General features: G+C 37.9%; 20 protein-coding genes. 9 read left to right on the top strand and 11 right to left on the bottom strand.

Translation table 11 applies throughout. The annotated features are described in order from the left end of the window. The first annotated feature begins 4 nt into the window (after nt 1-4). Nucleotides 5-1,699 carry a D-lactate dehydrogenase gene (dld, locus tag DQN49_RS08900; RefSeq protein WP_006995850.1) on the top strand — a complete coding sequence of 565 codons (1,695 nt, stop codon included), beginning with the start codon at nt 5-7 and terminating at the stop codon, nt 1,697-1,699. Between the two features lie 547 nt (nt 1,700-2,246). On the opposite strand, the gene pdxT is transcribed toward dld, so the two are convergent. Both pdxT and pdxS read right to left on the bottom strand, forming a co-directional pair. After that, nucleotides 2,247-2,825: a pyridoxal 5'-phosphate synthase glutaminase subunit PdxT gene (pdxT, locus tag DQN49_RS08895; RefSeq protein WP_005650119.1), complete on the bottom strand. Its 579-nt coding sequence runs from the start codon at nt 2,823-2,825 to the stop codon at nt 2,247-2,249. Continuing rightward, nucleotides 2,826-3,701, bottom strand: a complete 876-nt coding sequence (pdxS, locus tag DQN49_RS08890) for a pyridoxal 5'-phosphate synthase lyase subunit PdxS (RefSeq protein ID WP_006995851.1) — start codon at nt 3,699-3,701, stop codon at nt 2,826-2,828. A gap of 500 nt (nt 3,702-4,201) precedes the next feature. On the opposite strand from pdxS, the gene cmk reads away from it, so the two are divergent. The 7 genes from cmk (at nt 4,202) to yciH (ending at nt 9,633) form a co-directional block, all read left to right on the top strand. After that, entirely contained in the window at nt 4,202-4,879 is a 678-nt protein-coding gene (gene cmk / locus DQN49_RS08885) for a (d)CMP kinase (RefSeq protein ID WP_013527582.1), read from the top strand. 96 nt (nt 4,880-4,975) lie between these two features. Next, nucleotides 4,976-6,625, top strand: coding sequence for a 30S ribosomal protein S1 (rpsA, locus tag DQN49_RS08880; protein WP_006995853.1), 1,650 nt, complete (start codon nt 4,976-4,978; stop codon nt 6,623-6,625). A gap of 122 nt (nt 6,626-6,747) precedes the next feature. Continuing rightward, a complete protein-coding gene (locus tag DQN49_RS08875; protein WP_005683713.1) occupies nt 6,748-7,032 on the top strand; it encodes an integration host factor subunit beta in 285 nt (94 codons plus the stop codon). Between the two features lie 74 nt (nt 7,033-7,106). Continuing rightward, nucleotides 7,107-7,400 (top strand): LapA family protein, encoded by a 294-nt coding sequence (locus DQN49_RS08870; protein ID WP_013527584.1) that lies wholly within the window; start codon nt 7,107-7,109, stop codon nt 7,398-7,400. Further along, nucleotides 7,400-8,590, top strand: coding sequence for a lipopolysaccharide assembly protein LapB (gene lapB / locus DQN49_RS08865; protein WP_006995855.1), 1,191 nt, complete (start codon nt 7,400-7,402; stop codon nt 8,588-8,590). The genes DQN49_RS08870 and lapB overlap by 1 nt, the downstream gene beginning before the upstream one ends. Nucleotides 8,591-8,613: 23 nt before the next feature. Next, nucleotides 8,614-9,306: an orotidine-5'-phosphate decarboxylase gene (pyrF, locus tag DQN49_RS08860; protein ID WP_006995856.1), complete on the top strand. Its 693-nt coding sequence runs from the start codon at nt 8,614-8,616 to the stop codon at nt 9,304-9,306. 6 nt (nt 9,307-9,312) lie between these two features. After that, entirely contained in the window at nt 9,313-9,633 is a 321-nt protein-coding gene (gene yciH / locus DQN49_RS08855) for a stress response translation initiation inhibitor YciH (protein ID WP_005650140.1), read from the top strand. Between the two features lie 28 nt (nt 9,634-9,661). Here yciH and hda read toward each other — a convergent pair whose 3' ends face one another. The 8 genes from hda to aceE all read right to left on the bottom strand — a co-directional run bounded on the left by hda (nt 9,662) and on the right by aceE (nt 21,458). Beyond that, complete coding sequence (gene hda / locus DQN49_RS08850) at nt 9,662-10,357, bottom strand: DnaA regulatory inactivator Hda (RefSeq protein ID WP_013527585.1); 696 nt, start codon at nt 10,355-10,357, stop codon at nt 9,662-9,664. A 63-nt stretch (nt 10,358-10,420) separates the two neighbouring features. Then, nucleotides 10,421-11,665, bottom strand: a complete 1,245-nt coding sequence (locus DQN49_RS08845) for a nucleobase:cation symporter-2 family protein (RefSeq protein WP_006995858.1) — start codon at nt 11,663-11,665, stop codon at nt 10,421-10,423. 103 nt (nt 11,666-11,768) lie between these two features. Next, entirely contained in the window at nt 11,769-12,395 is a 627-nt protein-coding gene (gene upp / locus DQN49_RS08840; protein ID WP_006995859.1) for a uracil phosphoribosyltransferase, read from the bottom strand. Nucleotides 12,396-12,518: 123 nt separating this feature from the next. After that, nucleotides 12,519-14,585: a DNA polymerase III subunit gamma/tau gene (gene dnaX / locus DQN49_RS08835; protein ID WP_006995860.1), complete on the bottom strand. Its 2,067-nt coding sequence runs from the start codon at nt 14,583-14,585 to the stop codon at nt 12,519-12,521. Nucleotides 14,586-14,596: 11 nt separating this feature from the next. Continuing rightward, the gene (apt, locus tag DQN49_RS08830; protein ID WP_006995861.1) at nt 14,597-15,139 is read right to left on the bottom strand and encodes an adenine phosphoribosyltransferase; all 543 of its coding nucleotides are present in this window, start codon (nt 15,137-15,139) and stop codon (nt 14,597-14,599) included. 159 nt (nt 15,140-15,298) lie between these two features. After that, on the bottom strand, nt 15,299-16,723 hold the full coding sequence (gene lpdA / locus DQN49_RS08825; RefSeq protein WP_005663527.1) for a dihydrolipoyl dehydrogenase: 1,425 nt from the start codon (nt 16,721-16,723) through the stop codon (nt 15,299-15,301). A gap of 113 nt (nt 16,724-16,836) precedes the next feature. After that, on the bottom strand, nt 16,837-18,735 hold the full coding sequence (gene aceF, locus DQN49_RS08820; RefSeq protein ID WP_006995862.1) for a pyruvate dehydrogenase complex dihydrolipoyllysine-residue acetyltransferase: 1,899 nt from the start codon (nt 18,733-18,735) through the stop codon (nt 16,837-16,839). Between the two features lie 62 nt (nt 18,736-18,797). Next, a complete protein-coding gene (aceE, locus tag DQN49_RS08815) occupies nt 18,798-21,458 on the bottom strand; it encodes a pyruvate dehydrogenase (acetyl-transferring), homodimeric type (RefSeq protein ID WP_006995863.1) in 2,661 nt (886 codons plus the stop codon). A 299-nt stretch (nt 21,459-21,757) separates the two neighbouring features. Here aceE and mgsA point away from each other — a divergent pair, with 299 nt between their 5' ends. Beyond that, nucleotides 21,758-22,216: a methylglyoxal synthase gene (gene mgsA, locus DQN49_RS08810; RefSeq protein WP_006995864.1), complete on the top strand. Its 459-nt coding sequence runs from the start codon at nt 21,758-21,760 to the stop codon at nt 22,214-22,216. A 144-nt stretch (nt 22,217-22,360) separates the two neighbouring features. On the opposite strand, the gene DQN49_RS08805 is transcribed toward mgsA, so the two are convergent. Beyond that, nucleotides 22,361-23,803: a YdgA family protein gene (locus tag DQN49_RS08805; RefSeq protein WP_006995865.1), complete on the bottom strand. Its 1,443-nt coding sequence runs from the start codon at nt 23,801-23,803 to the stop codon at nt 22,361-22,363. Nucleotides 23,804-23,928: the final 125 nt, after the last annotated feature.

The raw sequence follows: 23,928 nt of genomic DNA, 5'->3' as shown, positions 1-23,928 counted from the left end.
TAAAATGTCTGTTCAACAACTCATTTCACGACTGACCGATATTGTTGGATCTCGTTATATTATTACTGAGCCAACTAAAACAGAAGCTTATCGAAGTGGTTATCGATTTGGAACAGGAAACGCCCTAGCTGTTGTTCGCCCTGCCACTCTACTTGAGTTTTGGAACATTGTAAAAGTTTGCGTTGAACATGATGTTATTGTTATAAACCAAGCGGCGAATACAGGTTTAACTGGTGGCTCTACACCAGATGGCAATGATTATGATCGCGATATTGTCGTCATCAATACAATGCGAATTGACGGAATCCAACTCATCAATAACGCTTCCCAAGTTATTTGCTTACCAGGCTCTACACTCAATGAATTAGAAAATCAACTTAAACCGTTTGGTCGTGAACCCCACTCTGTTATTGGCTCATCTTGCATTGGCGCATCAGTTATTGGTGGGATTTGTAACAATTCAGGTGGAGCATTAGTTCAACGTGGACCAGCCTATACAGAAATGGCACTTTACGCTCAACTTAATGAAAAAGGTGAATTAGAACTAAAAAATCATTTAGGCATTGATTTAGGAGAAACTCCTGAAGAAATTTTAACTAATCTACAAGAAAAACGTTATCAGGTTAAAGATATTCGACAAGATTGCGGACATGGTCACGACCATTACTACTGCAACTATGTTCGTCAAGTTGATGAAGGCTCCCCTGCTCGTTTTAATGCCGACCCAGCTCGCCACTATGAAGCCTCAGGCTGTGCAGGAAAACTTGCTGTCTTTGCGGTTCGTTTAGACACCTTTCCGCTTGAAAAAGAGACGGCTGTTTTCTATATCGGCACCAATCAAACTTCTGTCTTGAGCGATATTCGTCGCCACATGTTAGTAAACTTCGAAGTGCTACCCATTTCAGGTGAATATATCCATCGTGATGCATTTGACATCGCAGCAAAATATGGCAAAGATACCTTTTGGGTCATTAAAAAGTTTGGTACACATTGGCTACCAAAACTCTTTTCCTTAAAATCAAACGTGGATCGCATCGGCAAAAAATTCTTCTTTTTACCACAACATTTAAGCGATAAATTTATGCAAACTGTGTCTAAATTCATCCCAGAACATCTTCCACAAAGCTTATGGGATTATCGCAACAAATACGAGCATCACTTAATTATCAAAATGGGTGGAAAAGGCATTCAAGAAGCCCGTGAATATTTGGAATCCTACATTGCAGATGGCTCAAAAGGTGGCTATTTTGAATGTAATGCAATCGAAACCCAAGCAGCAATGCTTCATCGTTTCGCTGTTGCAAGTGCTGCAATTCGTTATCGTGCAATTCACGAAAAAGAAGTAGAAGAAATAGTTGCTTTAGATGTTGCATTACGTCGCAATGATCAAGATTGGTTTGAAGTGTTACCGCCAGAAATTGATAACAGAATTATCTCTAAACTTTACTACGGACATTTTATGTGCCATGTCTTTCACCAAGATTACATTGTAAAAAAAGGTTATGATTATGAAGAACTAGAATACGAAATGTTGAAATTACTTGACAAGCGTGGTGCGCAATACCCAGCCGAACACAATGTAGGGCATTTATACGAGGCTAAACCAACCTTGAGAAAATTCTATAAAGAGTTGGATCCAACCAATAGCTTTAATCCAGGTATTGGTAAAACGACGAGGAAAAAATACTGGGCGGAATAAACCTCTAAAATGCAAACAAGATGTCAAATGTGACCGCTTGTTTATTATTTCCTCTTCTTAGATAGAGCCAACTCATCAAAATAAGGTCAGCAAATTATCTGATGTTTACCGCAAAATTATTTGACTTATTTCAGTCTACACTTGTACAGTAATTGTTGGTTACTAAATGTGACATTGTAAAGTGATTGATTTGTCGTGGATTGGCAATGAGCACGAAAAAGGCTGCTTGATATAATATTTTGGCAATCGTAAGATCCAAGCCGTCGGTGCTTTCTAGATGATTCAGTCCGCATTGAAACCTTGTAAATACTCAATGGTGTGTAATGTCTTTAGGATTGTTGATTTTGGTTCGTTTTGGGGAAAGCCCAATTACGAAGTGGCGTTTGCTCTCGACAATACAACAAGAAATTTTGTTTTTGTTCATCCTTATCCTACCTTGCATTCGGTTTTAAGTCTAGTAACTGTTCGGTTTTTTGATGAAAATTATCTGCTCTCATTGCTACAATATGGTTTGTTTCCTAGGGAGGGCAGATATGCAGATAATGGTTTATGCTACTTTACATATATCGATAAAGTACTTATGCAAACTCAAGTTATTTGTTAATTCAGGATGAAATGATGTTACCAGCATATTCTTTTCTTGGGCTGCAACGATTTTATTATTTACCGTTGCAAGAATATTGACTTTTTTACCAACACTACTGATGATAGGTCCTCTGATAAAAGTCATAGGAATTTTACCAACCCCTTTGCAATCTGCTTCTGTATAGAAACTTCCCAATTGGCGTCCATAGGCATTCCTCTCAACCACAATGTCCATTGTTCCAAAATGACTCTCTTTCTGAGAAGTAATCTCTTTAGCCAACAGAATCAAACCAGCACAAGTTCCAAAGACAGGAAAGCCAGAAGAGATAGCTTGTTTTATCGGTTCCAGCATATACAGCTCTCTTAAAAGTTTTCCTATGGCGGTGGACTCACCGCCAGGTAGAATCAAACCTGATAAATCACTGTAATGTTGTTGAAAATTTTTTAAATTTCTCAGTTCGACACTTTCAATTCCTAATTTTTCTAGCATTTGTGCATGTTCCGCAAAGGCACCTTGTAGAGCTAATATTCCGATTTTCATTTATTTTCCTCGCTCAGCCATGAGAATTTGGATTTCATTTTCATTGATACCAACCATGGCTTCACCTAAATCTTCGGAGATTTGTGCTAGGATTTGTGGATTTCGATAGTTAGTTACAGCTTTGACAATAGCGCTCGCACGTTTTACAGGATCTCCTGACTTAAAAATACCGGAACCAACAAAGACACCCTCTGCGCCAAGTTGCATCATCAAGGCCGCATCTGCTGGAGTTGCAATTCCTCCAGCTGCGAAGTTGACAACTGGCAATTTCCCATGCTTATGGACGTATTGAACCAATTCTACAGGAACTTGTAAATCTTTGGCCGCAACATAGAGCTCGTCCTCACGTAAATTTTGAATGCGACGAATTTCTTGACTCATCATGCGCATATGGCGAACAGCCTGGACGATATCTCCTGTTCCTGGTTCTCCTTTTGTACGAATCATTGAAGCCCCTTCAGCGATACGACGTAAGGCCTCGCCCAAATCCTTGGCACCACATACAAAAGGTACTTGGAATTCTTTCTTGTCCACATGGAAACGGTTGTCAGCTGGAGAAAGCACTTCACTCTCATCGATATAGTCAATTTCAATAGCTTCCAAAATCTGAGCCTCAACGAAATGTCCAATTCTAACTTTTGCCATAACTGGAATGCTAACTGATCCTTGGATTTCCCTGATCATCTTAGGATCGCTCATTCGAGAGACACCTCCAACAGCACGAATATCTGCAGGAATTCGTTCCAAAGCCATCACTGCAGCTGCACCAGCAGCTTCTGCAATGCGAGCTTGTTCAGGGTTTTGAACATCCATGATAACACCACCTTTGAGCATCTGTGCTAAGTTTTTATTTAGTTCATAACGATTTTCAGCCATTTCTTTGTCCTCATTATTTGATTATTTGATTATTTGATTATTTGATTATTTGATTATTTGTATTGATAGCTACGTTTTTTATTGTAATGTAGAAAAGTCTTTAGAACAAGTTTGAAAAAATGCGTATATATTAAAAGGCATAATGTCTAGCGTGCTTAATTTCAGTTTTTTGTATAAACGAAGTGTAGAACGTCAGAAGGATTGTCCAATTTAATAATAGAAAAAAGAGCTACTTTAGCTGAAAGAATTTCGTCCTTAAGTGCCACAATAGTTATTAAAAAAACCTTGAAATGTTTTTAAAAACCTTTTTCTATGTGGTTAGATTTTCTGAAATTTAAGAAAAAGCTTGAAAGGGAGTTTACGCTTTCCTAGAGCTTGTGAAATTAACTTTATTAGATAAGCCATACAAAATATGGAAGCTAGTAATAATCTCTAGGATGGTAATGAGGGGCAATTGTCTCTATAATGCGCAAAATTTTGAGAAGGAAAGGATAATTTGTATGGGAATGATTATTACTGTTGATGGTCCTAGTGGTGCTGGGAAAGGGACGCTTTGTTATGCGTTGGCAGAAAAGCTAGGTTATGCGTTATTGGATAGTGGAGCAATTTATCGCGTTACTGCATTGGCAGCGTTGCAACATAAAACTGATCTAACAAATGAAACAGATTTAGCAGAATTAGCACGTCATTTAGATATTCAATTTATTCCTCAAAATGGCGAGGTAAACATTTTGCTTGCAGGAATGGATGTGAGCCGTTTAATTCGCACGCAAGAAGTGGCAGATGCTGCGTCAAAAGTAGCAGTCTTTCAAAAAGTGCGGTCAGCTTTATTACAACTTCAGCAAGATTTTGCGAAAAATGATGGATTAATTGCGGATGGCAGAGATATGGGAACGGTTGTATTCCCAAATGCACAAGTAAAATTATTTTTAGATGCAAGTGCTGAAGAACGTGCAAAAAGACGCTATAAACAGTTGCAAAATAAAGGAATAAATGGTAACTTTGCACAGATTTTAGCCAAGATAAAAGAGCGTGATTTTCGTGATAGAAATCGTGAAGTTGCGCCGCTAAAACCAGCAGATGATGCTTTATTATTGGATAGCACAACCTTGAGTATCGATGAAGTTATTGATCAGGCGTTAGCTTATATTCAAGAAAAGGTATCAGTTTTGATTTAACTGTTTGTTCAAGGAAGAATAAGCATTTATCCTCAACCCCGCATTTTATGGATTTTAATGTGGATGTTATTAACTTAAATTAAGAAGATTATTTATATGTCAGAATCTTTTGCTCAACTTTTTGAAGAATCATTAAAAGTCCTTGAAACTCGTCAAGGTTCAATCGTTAGCGGTACTGTAGTAGCTATCCAAAAAGGCTTTGTGCTTGTTGATGCAGGTTTAAAATCTGAGTCTGCAATTCCAGTTGCTGAATTCTTAAATGCACAAGGCGAACTTGAAATCCAAGTTGGCGATACTGTAAATGTTGCATTAGATGCAGTTGAAGATGGTTTCGGCGAAACTAAACTTTCTCGTGAGAAAGCGGTTCGTCACGAATCTTGGATTGAATTAGAAAAAGCTTACGAAGAAAAAGCGACCGTTATCGGTTTAATCAACGGCAAAGTGAAAGGTGGCTTCACAGTTGAGTTAAACGGTGTTCGTGCATTCTTACCAGGTTCTTTAGTTGATACTCGTCCAGCGCGTGAAGCAGATCACTTACTTGGCAAAGAATTAGAATTCAAAGTAATCAAATTAGATCAAAAACGTAACAACGTTGTTGTTTCTCGTCGTGCAGTAATTGAATCTGAAAACAGCCAAGAACGTGAACAAGTATTAGAAAATCTTGTGGAAGGTTCAGAAGTTAAAGGTGTCGTTAAAAACTTAACTGAGTACGGTGCATTCGTTGATCTTGGTGGTGTTGATGGTTTATTACACATCACAGATATGGCTTGGAAACGTGTTAAACACCCAAGTGAAATCGTAAATGTTGGCGATGAAGTTACTGTTAAAGTATTAAAATTCGATAAAGATCGTACTCGTGTATCTTTAGGCTTAAAACAATTAGGTCAAGATCCATGGGCAGCAATTGCTGAAAATCATCCAGTAAACAGCAAATTAACAGGTAAAGTAACTAACTTAACTGACTATGGCTGTTTCGTTGAAATCTTAGATGGCGTTGAAGGTTTAGTTCACGTTTCTGAAATGGATTGGACTAATAAAAATATCCACCCATCTAAAGTGGTTAGCTTAGGCGATACTGTAGAAGTAATGGTATTAGAAATTGATGAAGAACGTCGTCGTATTTCTTTAGGCTTAAAACAATGTAAAGCTAACCCTTGGACTCAGTTTGCTGATACTCACAACAAAGGCGATAAAGTAACGGGTAAAATCAAGTCTATCACTGATTTCGGTATCTTCATCGGTCTTGAAGGTGGTATCGATGGTTTAGTTCATTTATCTGATATTTCTTGGAGTATTTCAGGCGAAGAAGTTGTTCGTCAATACAAAAAAGGTGACGAAGTGTCAGCTGTTGTATTAGCTGTTGATGCAGTAAAAGAACGTATCTCTTTAGGTATTAAACAACTTGAAGAAGATCCATTCAATAACTTTGTCGCAATCAATAAAAAAGGTGCGGTAGTATCTGCAACTGTTGTTGAAGCAGATGCTAAAGGTGCTAAAGTTGAATTAGCAGGTGGTGTTGAAGGTTATATCCGTTCTGCTGATTTAACAAGTGAAGTAGCTGTTGGCGATGTCGTTGAAGCGAAATACACTGGAGTAGATCGTAAATCTCGTATTGTTCACTTATCAGTGAAAGCAAAAGATCAAGCTGAAGAAGCTGCGGCAGTTGCAAGTGTAAATAACAAACAAGAAGATATTGTTATTCCAAATGCAATGGCTGAAGCATTTAAAGCAGCTAAAGGTGAATAATTAATTCACGTAATAAGGCTGGGCTGATGTCCAGCCTTATTTGTTAGGAGTTATTGCTAATATATTTGTGTAATTTATTATCAATAGATCTTAATTTAAGTAATATTAAGGAAGTATAGAGGATGACTAAGTCAGAACTTATGGAAAAATTGTCAGCAAAACAGCCAACTTTACCTGCAAAAGAAATTGAAAATATGGTAAAAGATATTTTAGAGTTTATTTCTCAATCTCTTGAAAAGGGTGATCGTGTTGAAGTTCGAGGTTTTGGTAGCTTTTCTTTACATCATCGGCAACCACGTTTGGGAAGAAATCCGAAAACAGGCGATTCAGTAAACTTATCAGCTAAGTCTGTTCCATATTTTAAAGCGGGTAAAGAATTAAAAGCTCGGGTGGATGTTCAGGCTTAATTGATTAAAATTTAATTAAAATATTTTTGATTAAAAAGTTTATTTTGGGTTACAAATATTTTAAAGGAAATGAAATGATTAAATATATTTTAGGTATTGTGATCTTTATTGCTATTGTGTTAGTTGCAATTACCATTGGTGCGAATAACGATCAGATTATTACATTTAATTATATTGTGGCAGAAAGTCAGTTTCAGCTTTCAAGCCTCGTTGCTATTTTATTTGGGTTAGGTTTAATTCTTGGTTGGCTAATTGCTGCTTTTTTCTATATAAAGTTAAAATTAAAAAATATGGCACTAGCTCGTCAAGTGAAACGTCAGACTTTACAAATCAATGAATTGACGACTACGCGCGATAAGGTCGTTTAATGATAGAATTACTCTTTCTATTATTGCCTATTGCTGCTGCCTATGGTTGGTATATGGGGCGGCGTAGTGCGAAGAAAGATCAAGATGACATAAGCAATAAACTCTCCCGAGATTATGTTGCGGGAGTGAATTTTTTACTTTCCAATCAAACTGATAAAGCTGTAGATTTGTTTTTAGATATGTTGCAAAAGCAAGAAATCGAAAATGAAATCGAAAGTCACTCCCAATTTGAAGCAGAACTTACACTTGGCAATCTGTTTCGTTCTCGAGGCGAAGTTGATCGTGCATTGCGCATTCATCAAGCTTTAGATCTTAGTCCTAATTATACTTTTGAACAAAAATTACTTGCAAAACAACAGCTTGCTCGAGATTTTATGGTGGTTGGTTTTTTTGACCGAGCTGAGAATCTTTATATTTTACTAGTAGATGAACCTGAGTTTGCAGAAAATGCTTTACAGCAACTTTTAGTGATTTATCAAAAGACAAAAGAATGGAAAAAAGCAGTCAATATTGCTGAAAAACTCGCTAAAATAAAGCCACAAGAGAATAATATTGAACTTGCGCAATGTTATTGTGAATATTCACAAAGTTTAGAGCCTGAAAGTGCGGTTGAAAAACGCAGTGTTTTACAAAAGGCTTTGTCGGTTTCTCCGACTTGTGTTCGCGCTTCTTTATTGCTTGCAAATTTAGCAATGCTTGACGGTCAATATCAACAAGCAGTAAAAATATTAGAAAATGTTTTGGAGCAAAATCCAGATTATACGGGTGAAATTTTGTTACCTTTAAAACATTGTTACGAAGAATTAAATCAGTTAGATAATTTTGAGTTATTTTTAATTCGTGCAGGTCAAATTATTAATAATGATGAAGTAGAGCTGGCACTAGCTAAATTAATTGAAGAAAAAGATGGCAAGTCTGCTGCTCAAGCTAAGCTTTATCAGCAACTCACGAAAAAGCCAAGTACTTTAATTTTCCATCGTTTTATGCAGTATCAAATTGATGATGCAGAAGACGGGCGTGGAAAAGAAAGTCTAATTTTATTACATAAAATGGTTGGCGAAAGGATTAAGCAAACATCGCCTTATCGTTGTACAAATTGTGGTTATCAAATCCATAAGCTATTGTGGAATTGCCCATCTTGCCGTCAATGGGAAAGTATTAAACCGGTTTCAAATCAAGAACATAATTAATTGACACTCAGTGAGGTAACATTATGACAAGTAAAATTATTGTGGCATTGGATTTCGAGAAAGAAGCAGAGGCTCTTGCTTTAGTTGATCAAATTGATCCAAGTTTGTGTCGATTAAAAGTGGGTAAAGAAATGTTTACCACACTTGGTATTAATTTTATAAAGCAATTACATCAACGTAATTTTGATGTTTTTTTGGATCTGAAATATCACGATATTCCAAATACGGTAGCAAGAGCAGTTCGTTCTGCTGCTGATTTAGGCGTATGGATGGTGGATTTACACGCAAGTGGTGGCTTGCGTATGATGGAAGACGCGAAGAAAATTCTTGAACCTTATGGGAAAGATGCGCCATTGCTTATTGCTGTGACGGTATTAACCAGTATGGAAGACTTGGATTTATTACAAATTGGGATTAATGCATCGCCAATGGAACAAGTTTTACGCTTAGCTCATTTAACCCAACGGGCAGGTTTGGATGGTGTGGTTTGCTCTCCGCAAGAAGTTGAAATTTTACGTAATGCTTGTGGAGAAGACTTTAAATTAGTGACCCCAGGGATTCGTCCAATAGGAACTGATTTTGGCGATCAAAGACGTGTAATGACACCTACCGCAGCAATTCGTGCAGGTTCAGATTATTTAGTTATTGGACGCCCAATAACTCAAGCGGATAATCCTGCGGAGGTTCTCCGTTCTATTAATGTATCTATTGGGTAATCATAAATGTCAGATTCTGTTTTAGTGTATTCTACAGATGTAGGTCGAATTAAAGAGGAAAAGGCTTCTGTAGCTCGCCCAAAAGGAGACGGTGTTGTACGTATCCAAAAACAAACGAGTGGTAGAAAAGGTGCTGGCGTATCAGTTATAACTGGTTTAGATTTATCTGATGAGGAATTGAAAAAATTAGCGGCTGAATTAAAAAAACGTTGTGGATGTGGTGGAGCAGTTAAAAATGGTATTATTGAAATTCAAGGGGAAAAACGAGATTTGCTCAAGCAATTATTAGAGCAAAAAGGGTTTAAAGTTAAATTATCAGGTGGATGATTAAAAAGGCGCATTAGCGCCTTTTTTGTTAGAGATTCAAAATTTCTTTGACGAAAGGAATCGTAAGATTTCGTTGAGCTTGTAATGATGCTTTATCTAGTAGATCAAGTGCTTCAAATAAAGTATGCATATCTCGTGCTAGTCGTGTAATTAAAAAATTTGCAGTTTCGTCAGATAATTGGAATCCTCGTTGGTAAGCTGCGAGTTGTAGTACTTTGATTTTTTGTTCGTCTGTTAATGAATTTAATTGATAAATTTCCCCCCAAGTTAAGCGAGAGTTTAAATCAGGTAATTTGACAGAAAGTGCGGAAGGCGATTTATCTGCACTAATTAGTAAAAGCGTTTTCCCACTTGCTTTAATTCGATTAAACAGATCGAAAATAGCTAATTCCCATTCATCATTTCCGATTACATTTTGTAAATCATCTAAGCATACTAATTCTTGTTGCTCTAAATTTTCAAGAACTGCGGTAGAAAAATATTGAGATTTGCTAAGGGGTACATAAATAGCAGTACGTTGATTGATTAAATATTCGTTACTGAATGCTCTAAGTAAATGGGTTTTACCAGAGCCTTTATTTCCCCAAATATAGAAAAACGGTTGTTTTAATTCAGATGAATTTTTGCGTAAAGAATCGAGCAATAAAAGATTATTATCGCCGTAAAAGTTCTCTAATGTAGCATCATCAATTTGATGAATAGGTAAGGGGAGTTGCTTATTCAAATGTTTATGTAGCACAGATTAAGTAAGAAAGGGCTAAATGATAATTTAACCCTTTGAAATGGCTTATTCTACTTCATTTTTTGCTTTCGGTAAAACAAGGTTTAAGATGATAGCAACAATCGCACACAAGCTGATACCTTTTAGTGATACGTTACCCACATCTACAAACATATTGCCGATACCAAATGTCATTACGACAGAAATAATACAAAGATTACGAGCTTTGGTAACATCAACTTTTCCGCGAATTAAGGTACTCATGCCCACAACTGCGATTGAACCGAAAACAAGCATCATAATTCCACCCATTACAATCGTTGGAATGGTTGATAGGAATGCGCCTACTTTTCCACAGAATGAAATCGCAATAGCCCAAACTGCAGCCCAAGTCATAATATTTGGGTTAAAGTTGCGTGTTAGCATCACAGCACCAGTAACTTCCGCATAAGTCGTATTAGGCGGGCCTCCAACTAAAGAGGCAGCAGCGGTAGCGACGCCATCGCCTAATAAAGTGCGGTGTAATCCTGGTTTTTTTAAAAAGTCTTTACCTGTTACAGAGCTGATTGCCATAATACCGCCCACGTGTTCTACGGCGGGGGCAATAGCAATTGGTAACATATAAAGAATGGCTTCTAGGTTAAATTCAGGTGTCGTTAATTTGGGCAAACTGAACCAAGGCGCATCAATCACTGGTTGGAAATTAATTAAACCTAGAAATAAACACAAAATATAGCCTGCGGTAATACCGAACATTATTGGAATAAGCTTCATCAATCCTTTGGCAAATACTGCCACAGATAAAGTGGTAAGAAGCGTTACCATTGAAACTAATATTGCGTCGTTATAAGCATAGGCACTGTTTTTGCCTAAGGACATATCCACAGCAATAGGTGCAAGCCCCATGCCAATGATAATAATTACTGGCCCAACAACCACTGGTGGGAAAAAACGTTGTAATGCTTCTGCACCCCGTAATTTTACTAAAGTGCTCAAGGCGAAATAAACAAGACCAGTGAACGCTAAACCACCCATCGTAGTCGCAATTCCCCAAGTTTGTACGCCATATTGAATGGGCGCGATAAAGGCAAAAGATGATGCCAAGAAAATAGGCACTTGTTTGCCTGTGCAAAATTGGAAGAGTAGGGTGCCAACGCCAGCGGTTAATAATGCCGTATTGGAATCAAGGCCTGTAATTAATGGCACGAGTACTAGCGCACCAAATGCAACAAAAAGCATTTGTAGACCAACGAAAGATTGTTTTAATTTGCTTTGATTTTCCGCTAGGGAAGGAGGGATTTGGTTTGTCATTTAGTTTCAACTCTCTGTTTGAATTAACTTAAAAGTGCGGTCAGTTTTTCTTGTGTTTCACGCACGGAAAAAAGACGGCTTAAATGCCGTCTTGTTTTGGGGATTATTTTGTCCCAAAAATTTTATCGCCCGCGTCACCAAGACCGGGAATAATGTAACCTTGTTCATTTAAATGGCTATCAATAGAAGCGCAGTAAAGTTCAATGTCAGGGTGCGCAGCCTCAAGAGCTTTAATTCCTTCTGGTGCAGCGACTAACACTAATACTTTGATATGTTTACAACCTTTTGCTTTTAAAAGATCAAGGGTTGCAATCATAGAACCGCCCGTTGCAAGCATCGGATCGACAACAATTGCAAGTCGCTCTTCTAAATCGCTAGCTAATTTTTGGAAGTAAGGAACTGGTTCAAGGGTTTCTTCATTACGGTAGATCCCCACTACGCTGATACGTGCGCTTGGTACGTGTTCAAGTACACCATCCATCATACCTAAACCTGCACGTAAAATTGGCACAACCGTTACTTTTTTACCTTTAATTCGATCGATTTCTACTGACCCATTCCAACCGTTGATCGTTACTTTTTCAGTTTCTAAATCAGAGGTTGCTTCATAGGTTAATAGGCTACCGATTTCTGTTGCAAGTTCACGGAATTTTTTTGTATCAATCTCAGCTTCACGCATCACACCTAGTTTGTGTTTTACAAGTGGGTGTTTGACTTCAACCAGTTTCATTTTTACTCTCCTTTTGGCTCTTAAAAAACAAATTGACGGATTTTAGATTAAAAAAATACAAAATGGTAGAGGTTTATAAAAATATTCTGACTTGAAACGGGAGTTTTCAATACAATATTGTCTTTAAACTGGTCGAATACTCTCTACATCTAATTTTGCATCAAACTCATTAAGTAGAATTTGTAATTTACTATCTTTTTGCAACTCATTTTGAGCTTTTTCCCGCAATGCTTGATAAATATTGCGGCGATATTCAATTGGCGTCGTGACATTGCTATCATCAAGATTAATTGTTAATCGAATATCTTTACCTTGTAATTTGCTTAATGCTTCAGCTAAATTTTTTATACTTCTGTCTTGGCGTAAATGGGATTTTTCTGAATGTAGTCCAAGATTGATTTCATCATCGGTTTTGCTTTGTAAGAAACAATTTAATGCTAATTCTTTGCTAAATCCTGTTACGCCAGAACGCTCAACTATATCTGCCCACTCATCTTGTTGTTGAGTTTGGGTAATGATTTTTAAACGTAATTCAGGCGTAATATCTTTTAAAATCGCCTGTTTTATATCAGAAGGACAAACGCCTGTATCGGCTTTAGCAAGTTCTGGATTGCTCCATTCCCAACGATAGGTGTCAGCACTCAAGATTTCTTGCTCATCTTGAGCAATTTCTACATTATCATCACTTGAATTTTCTTCTGTACTATTTTTTTGTGGAGCCTGTGCGGCATTTGATGGTAATGTTGGCTTTTCTATGTGCTTGGGCTTCGGCTCAGTCATTTCTCGCACGGGAAGTGCGGTCATTTTTTTATGAGATTTTTCTTCGTCTAGTTCTTGGATGTGATGTAAGGTTTCACTTACTACAGCTAATGATTCAGCTTTGTGTTCTTGACGTTCTTGGTTTTCCAGTTGTGTTAAATGTTCAAGCGCATCTAAAGCCGAAAGGCTTGCCAAATTTGGAATGCCCGTTTTATTTGGTTTTGCTTGAGAATAAGCAGATTTGATACTTTGCGACAGTACTGGCACATCGACATAATTACCCGTATTTTCAACCGCACTTGGCGTTGATGGCGGTGGAGTAATTGTAGCATTAGCCTTTGGTACTGCCGTAAGGAACTTTGGGTGGAATGCCAATGCCCTCAATAATGTCATCTCTGCGCCAATACGACGATTTGGCGCATTTGATAAATCTTTTCTACCAGAAACAATGACTTGATAAAAAAACTGAACATTTTCTGGAGAGATATGTTTGGCTAAAAATGAAAAATGTTCATTGTTATCTGAAGATTTTTGTGGAAGAAGTTGCATAAGCGCAATTTGATGTAATTTTTCTGCACATTCGCCAAGTAATTTATCCCAATCGCCTGCCGCATCTGCAACTCTTTGCAGTGTTCGCATTAAGAGTTCGCCATTGCCTTGATGTAAGGCGTATAAAATATCAACAGAATAGTTATCATCAAGCAACCCTAACATATTGCTTACAACATTATTTGTAACTTGTCGGTCGCCCATTGCAATGGCTTGATCCGTTAAACTTAAGCTATCACGAATACTTCCTTGTGCCGCTTTTGCAAGTTTAACTAATGCGGGATCTTCAAAAGGAATATTTTCTTGCGTCAAAATATGGGCAAGATGCTGGGAGATTTGGGTTTCATCTAATGCTTTAAGATGAAATTGTAAACAGCGAGAAAGAATAGTTACAGGTAGTTTTTGTGGATCTGTTGTTGCGAGTAAAAATTTTACATATTCGGGCGGTTCTTCTAAAGTCTTGAGCAACGCATTAAATGAATGACGAGATAGCATATGGACTTCATCGATTAAGTAAACCTTAAATCTGCCCACAACTGGTTTATATTGCACGTTATCCAATAATTCACGCGTGTCTTCAACTTTTGTGCGTGATGCCGCATCAATTTCAATTAAATCAATAAAATTGCCTTGCTCAATGGCTTTACAATTTTCACATTCGCCACAAGGGGTTGCTGTTACGCCGTGAACACAATTTAATCCTTTCGCGAATAATCTAGCAATAGAGGTTTTTCCTACACCACGCGTGCCTGAAAAGAGGTAAGCGTGATGTAGTCGATTATCTTTTAATCCATTTGCTAATGCTGTGATAATATGTTCTTGCCCAACGACATCAGCAAATGTTTTTGGTCGCCACTTTCTGGCTAAGACTTGATAGCTCATCGAATCCTTAATTAATGACCTTCAAAATTGACGAGTGTATAGCAATCAACGCCCAAATTATTTAAGCGTTTTTCACCACATAATTCAGGTAAATTAATCACAAATGCAGCGTGTTTTACCGCTCCACCTAAACGTTGCACTAATTTTACTGTCGCTTCAATTGTGCCACCAGTTGCTAATAAATCATCAATAATTAAAACATTGTCACCTTCTGAAATTGCATCAACGTGCATTTCCAAAGTATCTTGACCATATTCTAATTGATAAGATTGCGAAATAGTCTCACGTGGTAATTTTTTAGGTTTACGTACTAATTCGAAAGGTAAACCTAGTGCTAAGGCAACGGGGGCACCAAAAATAAAACCACGAGATTCAGTTCCAAGAACTTTGGTAATTCCTTTGTCGCGATATTGTTCCACAATAAGATCTATTGTTGCTTTAAAAGCTGCTGGAACTTCTAAAAGGGTCGTAATGTCGCGAAAGATAATGCCTTCTTTTGGATAATTAGGAATTGATTTGATAGAAGATTTGATTAAATCAAGTTGTGTAGTCATAAATAATGCTCAAAAGTGCGGTAAAAAAAAGAAACGTTTTTAGATTGGCATTCTATCATAAAAAAATAGAAAGAGAGGAAAATAAAAATCCCCAATTGGGGATTTTTATTTAGGCTGGAATTTTTAATCTAAGCAGAATTAAAAATTCTTCAATAAGAATTATTTTTTCTTCGCTTTTGCATTTGGAAGGTCAGTAATTGAGCCTTCAAATACTTCCGCAGCTAAGCCAACAGACTCGTGTAACGTTGGGTGTGCGTGGATAGTTAATGCGATATCTTCTGCATCACAACCCATTTCAATGGCAAGACCAATTTCGCCTAATAATTCCCCACCATTAGAACCTACGATTGCACCGCCCAGTACACGATGCGTATCTTTATCAAAGATTAACTTCGTCATACCTTCTGAACATTCAGAAGCAATCGCGCGGCCTGATGCAGCCCAAGGGAATTTAGCCACTTCGTAGTTTAAGCCTTCTTGTTTACATTCTTTCTCAGTTTTACCTACCCACGCCACTTCTGGTTCGGTATAAGCGATTGATGGAATTACTTTAGGATCGAAGTAGTGTTTTTGTCCCGCAATGACTTCTGCGGCAACGTGACCTTCGTGAACACCTTTATGTGCTAACATTGGCTGACCTACAATATCCCCAATTGCGTAGATATGTGGCACGTTGGTACGCATTTGTTTATCAACGTGAATAAAACCACGATCATCTACTTCAACGCCTGCTTTACCTGCATCAATCAATTTACCATTTGGCACACGACCGATAGCGACAAGTACTGCATCATAACGTTTGGTGTCATTACAGGCTTTGCCTTCCATTGAAACGTAGATACCATCATCTTTTGCTTCAACTGCAGTCACTTTGGTTTCAAGCATTAACTTGAATTTTTTCTCAACTTGTTTAGTGTAAATACCAACAACATCTTTATCTGCTGCAGGAATCACTTGGTCGAACATTTCCACAACTTCAACTTCAGAACCTAAAGCATTGTATACAGTACCCATTTCTAAACCGATGATACCACCGCCCATAATAAGTAGTTTTTTCGGTACTTCTTTTAATTTGAGCGCATCTGTTGAATCCCAAATACGAGGATCTTCGTGTGGGATAAAGGGTAATTGAACTGGACGAGAACCTGCCGCAATAATGGCATTGTCGAATTTAACAGTCGTTGGGTTTCCATCGCGATCACGCGCAACTAATGTGTGAGAATCGGTAAAAGTCGCTAAACCTTCAACAACAGTCACTTTACGTGCTTTTGCCATTCCTGCTAAACCGCCAGTTAATTTAGCAACAACAGCTTCTTTACCTGCACGTACTTCATCTAGCTCAATGCGTGGTTCACTAAAATAAATACCATTTTTATTAGCATGCTTTGCTTCTTCAATTACTTTTGCAACGTGTAATAACGCTTTAGATGGAATACAACCTACGTTTAAACACACCCCACCTAAGGTTGAATAACGCTCAACAATAACAGTTTCTAATCCTAAATCCGCACAACGGAATGCGGCTGAATAACCTGCAGGACCTGCACCAAGTACAACGACTTGGGTTTTAATTTCTTTACTCATTTTTACCTCGTAAAAACGTTCAAAATATTGACCGCACTTTTACGGTCTTTATAGGATGGGTTTCTGCCCACCAAAGATTTCATTAATCGGTGGGCTTAAAGCCCACCTACAGATTACATTACTAAACGACGTAAATCTGCTAAAACAGAGCCAAGATAGCTAATGAAACGAGCGCCATCTGCACCATCAATGACACGGTGGTCGAATGATAATGACATTGGAAGAATTAAGCGTGGCGCAAATTCTTTACCATTCCATACTGGTTCCATCGATGATTTAGACACACCAAGGATGGCAACTTCTGGCGCATTTACGATTGGCGCAAAGTGCGTTGTACCAATACCACCAAGACTTGAAATGGTGAAACAGCCACCTTGCATATCAGATGCAGTCAATTTGCCTTCACGGGCTTTTTTCGATACTTCCATTAATTCACGTGAAAGTTCGATAATGCCTTTCTTGTTCACATTTTTGAATACAGGCACTACTAAGCCATTCGGCGTATCTACTGCGACACCGATGTTAATATATTTTTTCAGGATTAAGCGTTGAGCATCTTCGGTAATTGAGCTGTTGAAACGTGGATACGCTTCTAATGCTTTTGCCACCGCTTTCATAATGAACACAACTGGCGTGATTTTTACACCGAGTTTTTGTTTTTCTGCTAATGCATTTTGTTCTTTACGGAATGCTTCTAAATCCGTGATATCTGCTTTATCGAAGTGAGTAACGTGTGGAATTATTACCCAGTTACGATGTAAGTTAGCACCTGAAATTTTGTTGATACGACTTAATTCAACTTCTTCAATTTCGCCAAATTTACTGAAATCAACTTTTGGCCATGGCAATAAGCCTAAGCCAGCACCATTTGCTACACTATTGCCAGTAGCTTGTGCTGTTGCACCGCTTTCATAAGCTTTAACTGCGGTCTTCACATAAGCTTCAATATCTTCTTTAACGATACGACCTTTACGACCAGTACCTTTTACTTTATCTAGATTTACACCAAATTCACGAGCTAAACGACGAATTACTGGTGTTGCGTGTGCATATCCTGTACTTGCTTCTACTTGTTCTTGGCTTAATCCAGATACGTTGTTATTTGATTGAGGTGCTTGTGCAGTAGTAGCAGGAGCTGCTGCCTGTGGTGCTGATGCTGATGTTGAAGCTGATGCTGCTGGCGTTGCACCCGCTACTTCAAAACGCATAATTAATGAACCAGTTGAAACTTTATCGCCTGATTTCACTAAAATTTCTTTTACTACGCCAGCAATTGGTGCTGGAACTTCCATTGAAGCTTTATCGCCTTCAACGGTAATTAAAGATTGTTCTTCAGTGATTGTATCGCCAACTGCAACCATAATTTCGGTTACATTGACTTCATCGCCACCAATATCTGGCACATTTACATCTTTGATTGCAGATGTTGTAGCAGCTACAGGCGCAGCAGTTTGAGCAGGTGCTGTTGCAGCAACTGGAGCAGCTGATGCTGTTTCAAATTTCATAATTAATTTACCAGTAGAAACTTTATCACCTACGTTAATTAAAATTTCTTTTACTACGCCAGCAATTGGTGCTGGAACTTCCATTGAAGCTTTATCGCCTTCAACATTGATGATTGATTGATCAACTTCAACGCTATCGCCCACTTTAACCATAATTTCAGTAACATTGACTTCATCAGATCCAATGTCTGGCACATTTACTTCTACAATAGCTGAAGCCGTTGGTGCGGTAGCAACCACTGGTGCAGTAGGCGCATCAGCTACTGGAGCAGCTCCCGCCGCTTCTAATACAAGCATTGGAGTACCAGTTGAAACTTTATCGCCCACTTTGACTAAAACCTCTTTTACGACACCCGCTTCTGGTGCAGGCACTTCCATTGAAGCTTTATCGCCTTCAACGTTAATGATAGATTGATCAACAGAAATGGTATCGCCTACGTTTACCATCACTTCTGTTACGGTAACTTCATCACTACCAATATCAGGAATTTGAATTTGTTTTGACATTTTTTGTTCCTTTTAAAGTGCGGTCATAAAACACAATGTTTTTTGACCGCAGTTTTCATCAATTACGTGTAAAGCGGATTGATACGATCTACATTCAAACCGAATTTCGCAATCGCATCTGCAACCACTTGGTTAGATACTGTACCTTCTTTCGCTAATTGAGAAAGTGCAGCAACCACAACATAACGTGCATCAACTTCGAAGTGTTCACGTAAGTTTGCACGGCTATCTGAACGACCGAAACCGTCTGTACCTAATACATGATAGTGCTTACTTGGTACAAATGCACGGATTTGATCTGCGTATGCTTTAACATAGTCAGTTGAAGCAACGGTTGGTAAATCAGCTAATACTTGAGCAACGTATGGTACGCGTTGTGTCTCTGTTGGGTGTAATAAGTTCCAACGTGCTGCATCATGACCTTCGCGTGCTAATTCATTGAATGAAGGCGCAGAAAATACATCTGAAGTCACACCGTAGTCATTTGCAAGAATTTGTGCCGCTTCGCGAACGTGACGCATAATCGCACCAGAACCTAATAACTGAACGTGACCTTTGCCTTTTTTACCTTCCACTGTTTCAAATTTATATAAACCTTTACGGATACCTTCTTCCGCACCAGCAGGCATTGCAGGTTGATCCATCACTTCATTTAATGTAGTCATATAATAGAATACATCTTCTTGTTTTTCGCCGTACATACGGTTGATGCCGTCTTGCATAATAACAGCAACTTCAAATGCAAATGATGGATCGTAAGTGATACAGTTAGGAATGATACCCGCTTGGATATGGCTGTGACCGTCTTCGTGTTGTAAGCCTTCTCCATTTAAGGTTGTACGACCAGAAGTACCCCCTACCATAAAGCCACGAGCTAATTGGTCGCCTGCAGCCCACATCATATCGCCCACACGTTGGAAACCAAACATTGAGTAATAGATGAAGAATGGAATCATCGGTTGGTTATTGACAGAGTACGAGTTCGCTGCTGCTAACCAAGATGCGGTTGCACCTAATTCATTGATACCTTCTTGTAGCACTTGACCATCTTTTGCTTCACGATAGTAAGCCACTAAATCACGGTCTGAAGGTACATAGTTTTGACCATGTGGGTTATAAATACCAACTTGACGGAATAAACCTTCCATACCGAAAGTACGCGCTTCATCCGCAATCATTGGAACGATAGTTTTACCGATGTTTTTATCTTTTAATAAGATGTTTAATGCACGAGTAAACGCCATAGTGGTTGAAATACCACGAGGTTGTTCTTCTAATAATGCTTTAAACTCTTCTAATGCAGGAACTTTATATTCAACATCAAATTTAGTACGACGAGCAGGAACATGACCGTTTAATGCTTTACGGTGACCATGTAAGTATTCATACTCAGGTGTGCCTTCAGCAAATTTAATGTATTCTAATTTTTCTACTTGTTCATCGGTTAATGGTAATTCAAAGAAGTCACGGAAACCTTTAAGGCTTTCGTAAGACATTTTTTTAGATTGGTGAGCGGTATTTTTGCTTTCCGCTTCAGGAATTTTATAACCTTTAACTTGATGCGCTAAAATCACAACTGGTTTCGTTGCATTTTGTGCTTTTGCATAGGCTGCATATAATTTTTCGCTATCGTGTGCACCACGGCGTAATGCCCAGATTTCATCATCGGTCATATCAGCAACTAATGCAGCAGTTTCTGGATAACGACCGAAGAAGTGTTCACGAATATATGCACCATCTTTAGATTTAAAGGTTAAATAATCTCCATCAACCACTTCCATCATTAACTGAGTTAATTTACCTGAAGTATCTTTCGCGAATAATTTATCCCAATTGCTGCCCCATAAAACTTTAATCACTTCCCAGCCAGCACCAGTAAATAGCCCTTCTAACTCTTGAACGATCTTACCATTACCATTCACAGGACCATCTAAACGTTGTAAGTTACAGCTGATAGTGAAGATTAAGTTATCTAACTTCTCACGAGCCGCAAAAGTTAATGCCCCTTTAGACTCAATTTCATCCATCTCGCCATCGCCTAAGAACGCATAAACTTTTTGATCTTTGGTATCTTTTAAACCACGGTTATCGAGATATTTTAAGAAACGCGCTTGGTAGATGGCATTCACAGGGCCTAAACCCATAGAAACCGTAGAAAATTGCCAAAATTCAGGCATTAATTTAGGGTGTGGATATGAAGATAAACCGTCGGTAAAGGCTTCTTGACGGAAGTTATCCATTTGTTCTTCAGTTAAACGACCTTCTAAGAAAGCACGCGCATACATACCTGGTGCTGCATGGCCTTGGAAGAAAATTAAGTCGCCACCGTTTTTCTCTGTTGCGGCTTTAAAAAAGTGGTTGTAGCAAACTTCATACATTGTTGCTGCAGATTGGAAAGTGGAAATATGCCCACCTAAATCAAGATCTTTCTTCTGACTGCGTAAAACCATCGCGATCGCATTCCAACGTACTGCTGAACGAATACGACGTTCGATGGCGTGATCACCTGGATAAGCAGGTTGCTCAGCCACAGGAATAGTATTCACGTAATCAGTGGTAACTCCTGTTGGCAATGAAACACCACTTGTACGTGCTTGACCAATAACTTGCTCAACAATATATTGAGCACGCTCAACGCCCTCTTCACGAATTAATGAATCTAATGATTGCAACCAATCTTGTGTTTCGATTGGATCAACGTCATTTTTTAAAATCTCAGACATAGGTTTTCCTTAATCTGTTTTGAGTGAATATTAGTTTAGACAAGGCTAAACACGAATACGGCAATATTTGCTTTTCACAAACATTTAACAAATCTTGTAAATTTTAGAAGATTTTTTGAGATAAAGATAGTGAATTTTCATCAAATCATCATATCAAATCAGCTTTGCCATAAATAATTATTTGAAAGTGCGGTAATTTTTTTGTGTTTTTTTGTTCGCTAAAATAACCAGTCAAATATTGCATTCCATCGGGCTTTGTTTTAAAGTTTTTTCAGATTTTTTTCAAAAAGGACTCAGCAATGCAGACAACAACTCGAACCCTCACTCAACACAAACGTATTGCACTTGTGGCTCACGATAGTTGTAAAAAAAATTTACTGAATTGGACGCAAAAACACAAAGATGCTCTAGCTCCTCATATACTTTATGCAACAGGTACAACAGGGCATATTTTAGAACGAGAAACAGGTTTAAGCATTCAATCTTTATTAAGTGGTCCAATGGGCGGCGATCAACAACTTGGTGGATTAATCGCAGAAAAGAAAATCGACATGATGATCTTCTTTTGGGATCCAATGAATGCTGCACCACATGATCCTGATGTGAAAGCCCTTATGCGTATTGCAACAGTGTGGAATATCCCTGTCGCCATTAATCAAAGCTCTGCAGATTTTCTTTTAACTTCAGTTTTATTTGAACAAGATGTTGAAATTGACGTGCCGGATTATGAGGGGTATTTAAAAGAGCGGTTAGCTTAAACTGCAACGAAAATTTACCGCACTTTATAGTTGTAGGGTGGGCTTTAGCCCACCAATTAACCATAAAAAATGAATAAAAACGGTGGGCTGAAGCCCACCCTACGATACTGAAAAACGCGAACAAAATTTACCGCACTGTTTCAGTTATCTCCCAAATCCCCCCATTACAAGCATAAAGAGGATCATTTTTAGTTGTTCTTCTGGGATTAGCTTGCCGTTTAGTTTCAATTCGTTATTCTCTAAAGCAAGCCTTAATGTTACGGTTTTGTCCGTGTTTACGATAATGCCATTTGCTTCGCCTCCAGCAATTAATTCGTCTATTCTGTAAACTAAATCTTGTTTTTGATTTTCTGGTACAAATTTAGATAACAATGAAATTGCGGTTTCTTTATTCACATCAAAATTGATTGAAAAATCTTTGAATTGTTTGTATAAGCCGCTGCGCATTAAATCGAATTTAGGATTTGGCACCAAAGCAATATTCAGATCCAATGTCACTTTGCCTTTTTCATCAGAAATAGAAAGAGGGGCAAATTTAATTTGAGGCTGATTATTCGCAATGGTCATGCCTGCTTGTTGTAATTTTTGCACCAATGCTTTAGATAAAGGCGTATCTGAGTCGGCTTTGCCTATTGCAACTAAAATATTTAAAAGTTCTTGTAATGCGTTGCCATCAATATGGTTGAATTCTACATTGTTGGTCACTTTACCTAAGTTGTTACCGTTAATATGTAATTCATCCAGATTTGTTTTATTGATGATATTTACTGTATCACCCTCAACTTGTGTAGTTAAATTTGCTTGGCTGTTTTTCTGAATAAGAGAGAGTTTTTCTCCAGTCTCTGCAGATTCGGTATTTTGCTCAAAATAGCCTATTTTACTATTTATATTTCCACTATAAATAAATGGCCATTTTGTGCTTTGCAACGAGCCTTGTACGACAAGATCTTTTATTTTAATTGATGAAGCGGTTGAAACTGCATGATTAGGGGTATTTGAATTAAATGTATCGACAGATAGCACATAGTTATTTGGTGTATTTTGGTTTAAATCAATATTTAATACGACATTTGACCAATCAAAATCTGTCTTAGATTGCTCATTGTGATATTGCCCCGATGCAAGTTTTAATTCCGCATTACCGCTTAATGAATAATTCATTGCGAAATTCAGTTGTAACGGTTTCTCTGATTCTGTGATATCAAAGAATGCCTGAGTTGTTGCATTTTTTTCTAACAAGGTTTGGCTTGAGAAAATGGTTGGAACGAAATTCAGTTTCGCCACACGATCAAGCGGCAAAGGCCCGTGATAAAGTGTTGATGATAAAGGAATAATGATCGTCTCATTTGCCTTGTGGATTTCTATTTGATCTTGAATATGAGACGCAAATAATCCTCTGTCAAATTTTATATTTTTATAAAAAATTTTACTTTCTTCTAATGCATCGGTTTTGGCAAATAGTTGATTTAACTGTTTTAGTTGATGTAAATATTCTTCCTCAGCTTTTTTCCCTGTAAACCATGCACCTGTACACCAAACGGCAGCAAGGGCAACGACTACGCCTGCAGCAATTTTTGATTTTTTCATTTATTTCTTTCCTATTTTAAAGTAAAAGTTTTCGCCAAATTTATCACAAATCCCTTTTTTTTGCCTGAAAATTTTTGTTTTCCCCTTGAAGTTCATCATTTGAGACTTATCTTGAAAGCAAGAAC

Origin of the sequence: Haemophilus aegyptius, from assembly GCF_900475885.1 — a bacterium.
Taxonomy (GTDB): Bacteria; Pseudomonadota; Gammaproteobacteria; order Enterobacterales; family Pasteurellaceae; genus Haemophilus; species Haemophilus influenzae.
Note: the sequence above shows the minus strand (reverse complement) of the source record. Positions and strands in the feature narration are given on the sequence as shown.

Excerpts from the sequence above, each read along its gene's own strand:
- aceE (WP_006995863.1), bottom strand. The coding sequence starts at position 21,458 with ATGTCTGAGATTTTAAAAAATGACGTTGATCCAATCGAAACACAAGAT.
- DQN49_RS08845 (WP_006995858.1), bottom strand. The coding sequence starts at position 11,665 with ATGACAAACCAAATCCCTCCTTCCCTAGCGGAAAATCAAAGCAAATTA.
- mgsA (WP_006995864.1), top strand. The coding sequence starts at position 21,758 with ATGCAGACAACAACTCGAACCCTCACTCAACACAAACGTATTGCACTT.
- DQN49_RS08870 (WP_013527584.1), top strand. The coding sequence starts at position 7,107 with ATGATTAAATATATTTTAGGTATTGTGATCTTTATTGCTATTGTGTTA.
- pyrF (WP_006995856.1), top strand. The coding sequence starts at position 8,614 with ATGACAAGTAAAATTATTGTGGCATTGGATTTCGAGAAAGAAGCAGAG.
- pdxS (WP_006995851.1), bottom strand. The coding sequence starts at position 3,701 with ATGGCTGAAAATCGTTATGAACTAAATAAAAACTTAGCACAGATGCTC.
- yciH (WP_005650140.1), top strand. The coding sequence starts at position 9,313 with ATGTCAGATTCTGTTTTAGTGTATTCTACAGATGTAGGTCGAATTAAA.
- rpsA (WP_006995853.1), top strand. The coding sequence starts at position 4,976 with ATGTCAGAATCTTTTGCTCAACTTTTTGAAGAATCATTAAAAGTCCTT.
- lpdA (WP_005663527.1), bottom strand. The coding sequence starts at position 16,723 with ATGAGTAAAGAAATTAAAACCCAAGTCGTTGTACTTGGTGCAGGTCCT.
- DQN49_RS08875 (WP_005683713.1), top strand. The coding sequence starts at position 6,748 with ATGACTAAGTCAGAACTTATGGAAAAATTGTCAGCAAAACAGCCAACT.
- cmk (WP_013527582.1), top strand. The coding sequence starts at position 4,202 with ATGGGAATGATTATTACTGTTGATGGTCCTAGTGGTGCTGGGAAAGGG.
- dnaX (WP_006995860.1), bottom strand. The coding sequence starts at position 14,585 with ATGAGCTATCAAGTCTTAGCCAGAAAGTGGCGACCAAAAACATTTGCT.
- upp (WP_006995859.1), bottom strand. The coding sequence starts at position 12,395 with ATGAAACTGGTTGAAGTCAAACACCCACTTGTAAAACACAAACTAGGT.
- pdxT (WP_005650119.1), bottom strand. The coding sequence starts at position 2,825 with ATGAAAATCGGAATATTAGCTCTACAAGGTGCCTTTGCGGAACATGCA.
- aceF (WP_006995862.1), bottom strand. The coding sequence starts at position 18,735 with ATGTCAAAACAAATTCAAATTCCTGATATTGGTAGTGATGAAGTTACC.
- dld (WP_006995850.1), top strand. The coding sequence starts at position 5 with ATGTCTGTTCAACAACTCATTTCACGACTGACCGATATTGTTGGATCT.
- apt (WP_006995861.1), bottom strand. The coding sequence starts at position 15,139 with ATGACTACACAACTTGATTTAATCAAATCTTCTATCAAATCAATTCCT.
- lapB (WP_006995855.1), top strand. The coding sequence starts at position 7,400 with ATGATAGAATTACTCTTTCTATTATTGCCTATTGCTGCTGCCTATGGT.
- DQN49_RS08805 (WP_006995865.1), bottom strand. The coding sequence starts at position 23,803 with ATGAAAAAATCAAAAATTGCTGCAGGCGTAGTCGTTGCCCTTGCTGCC.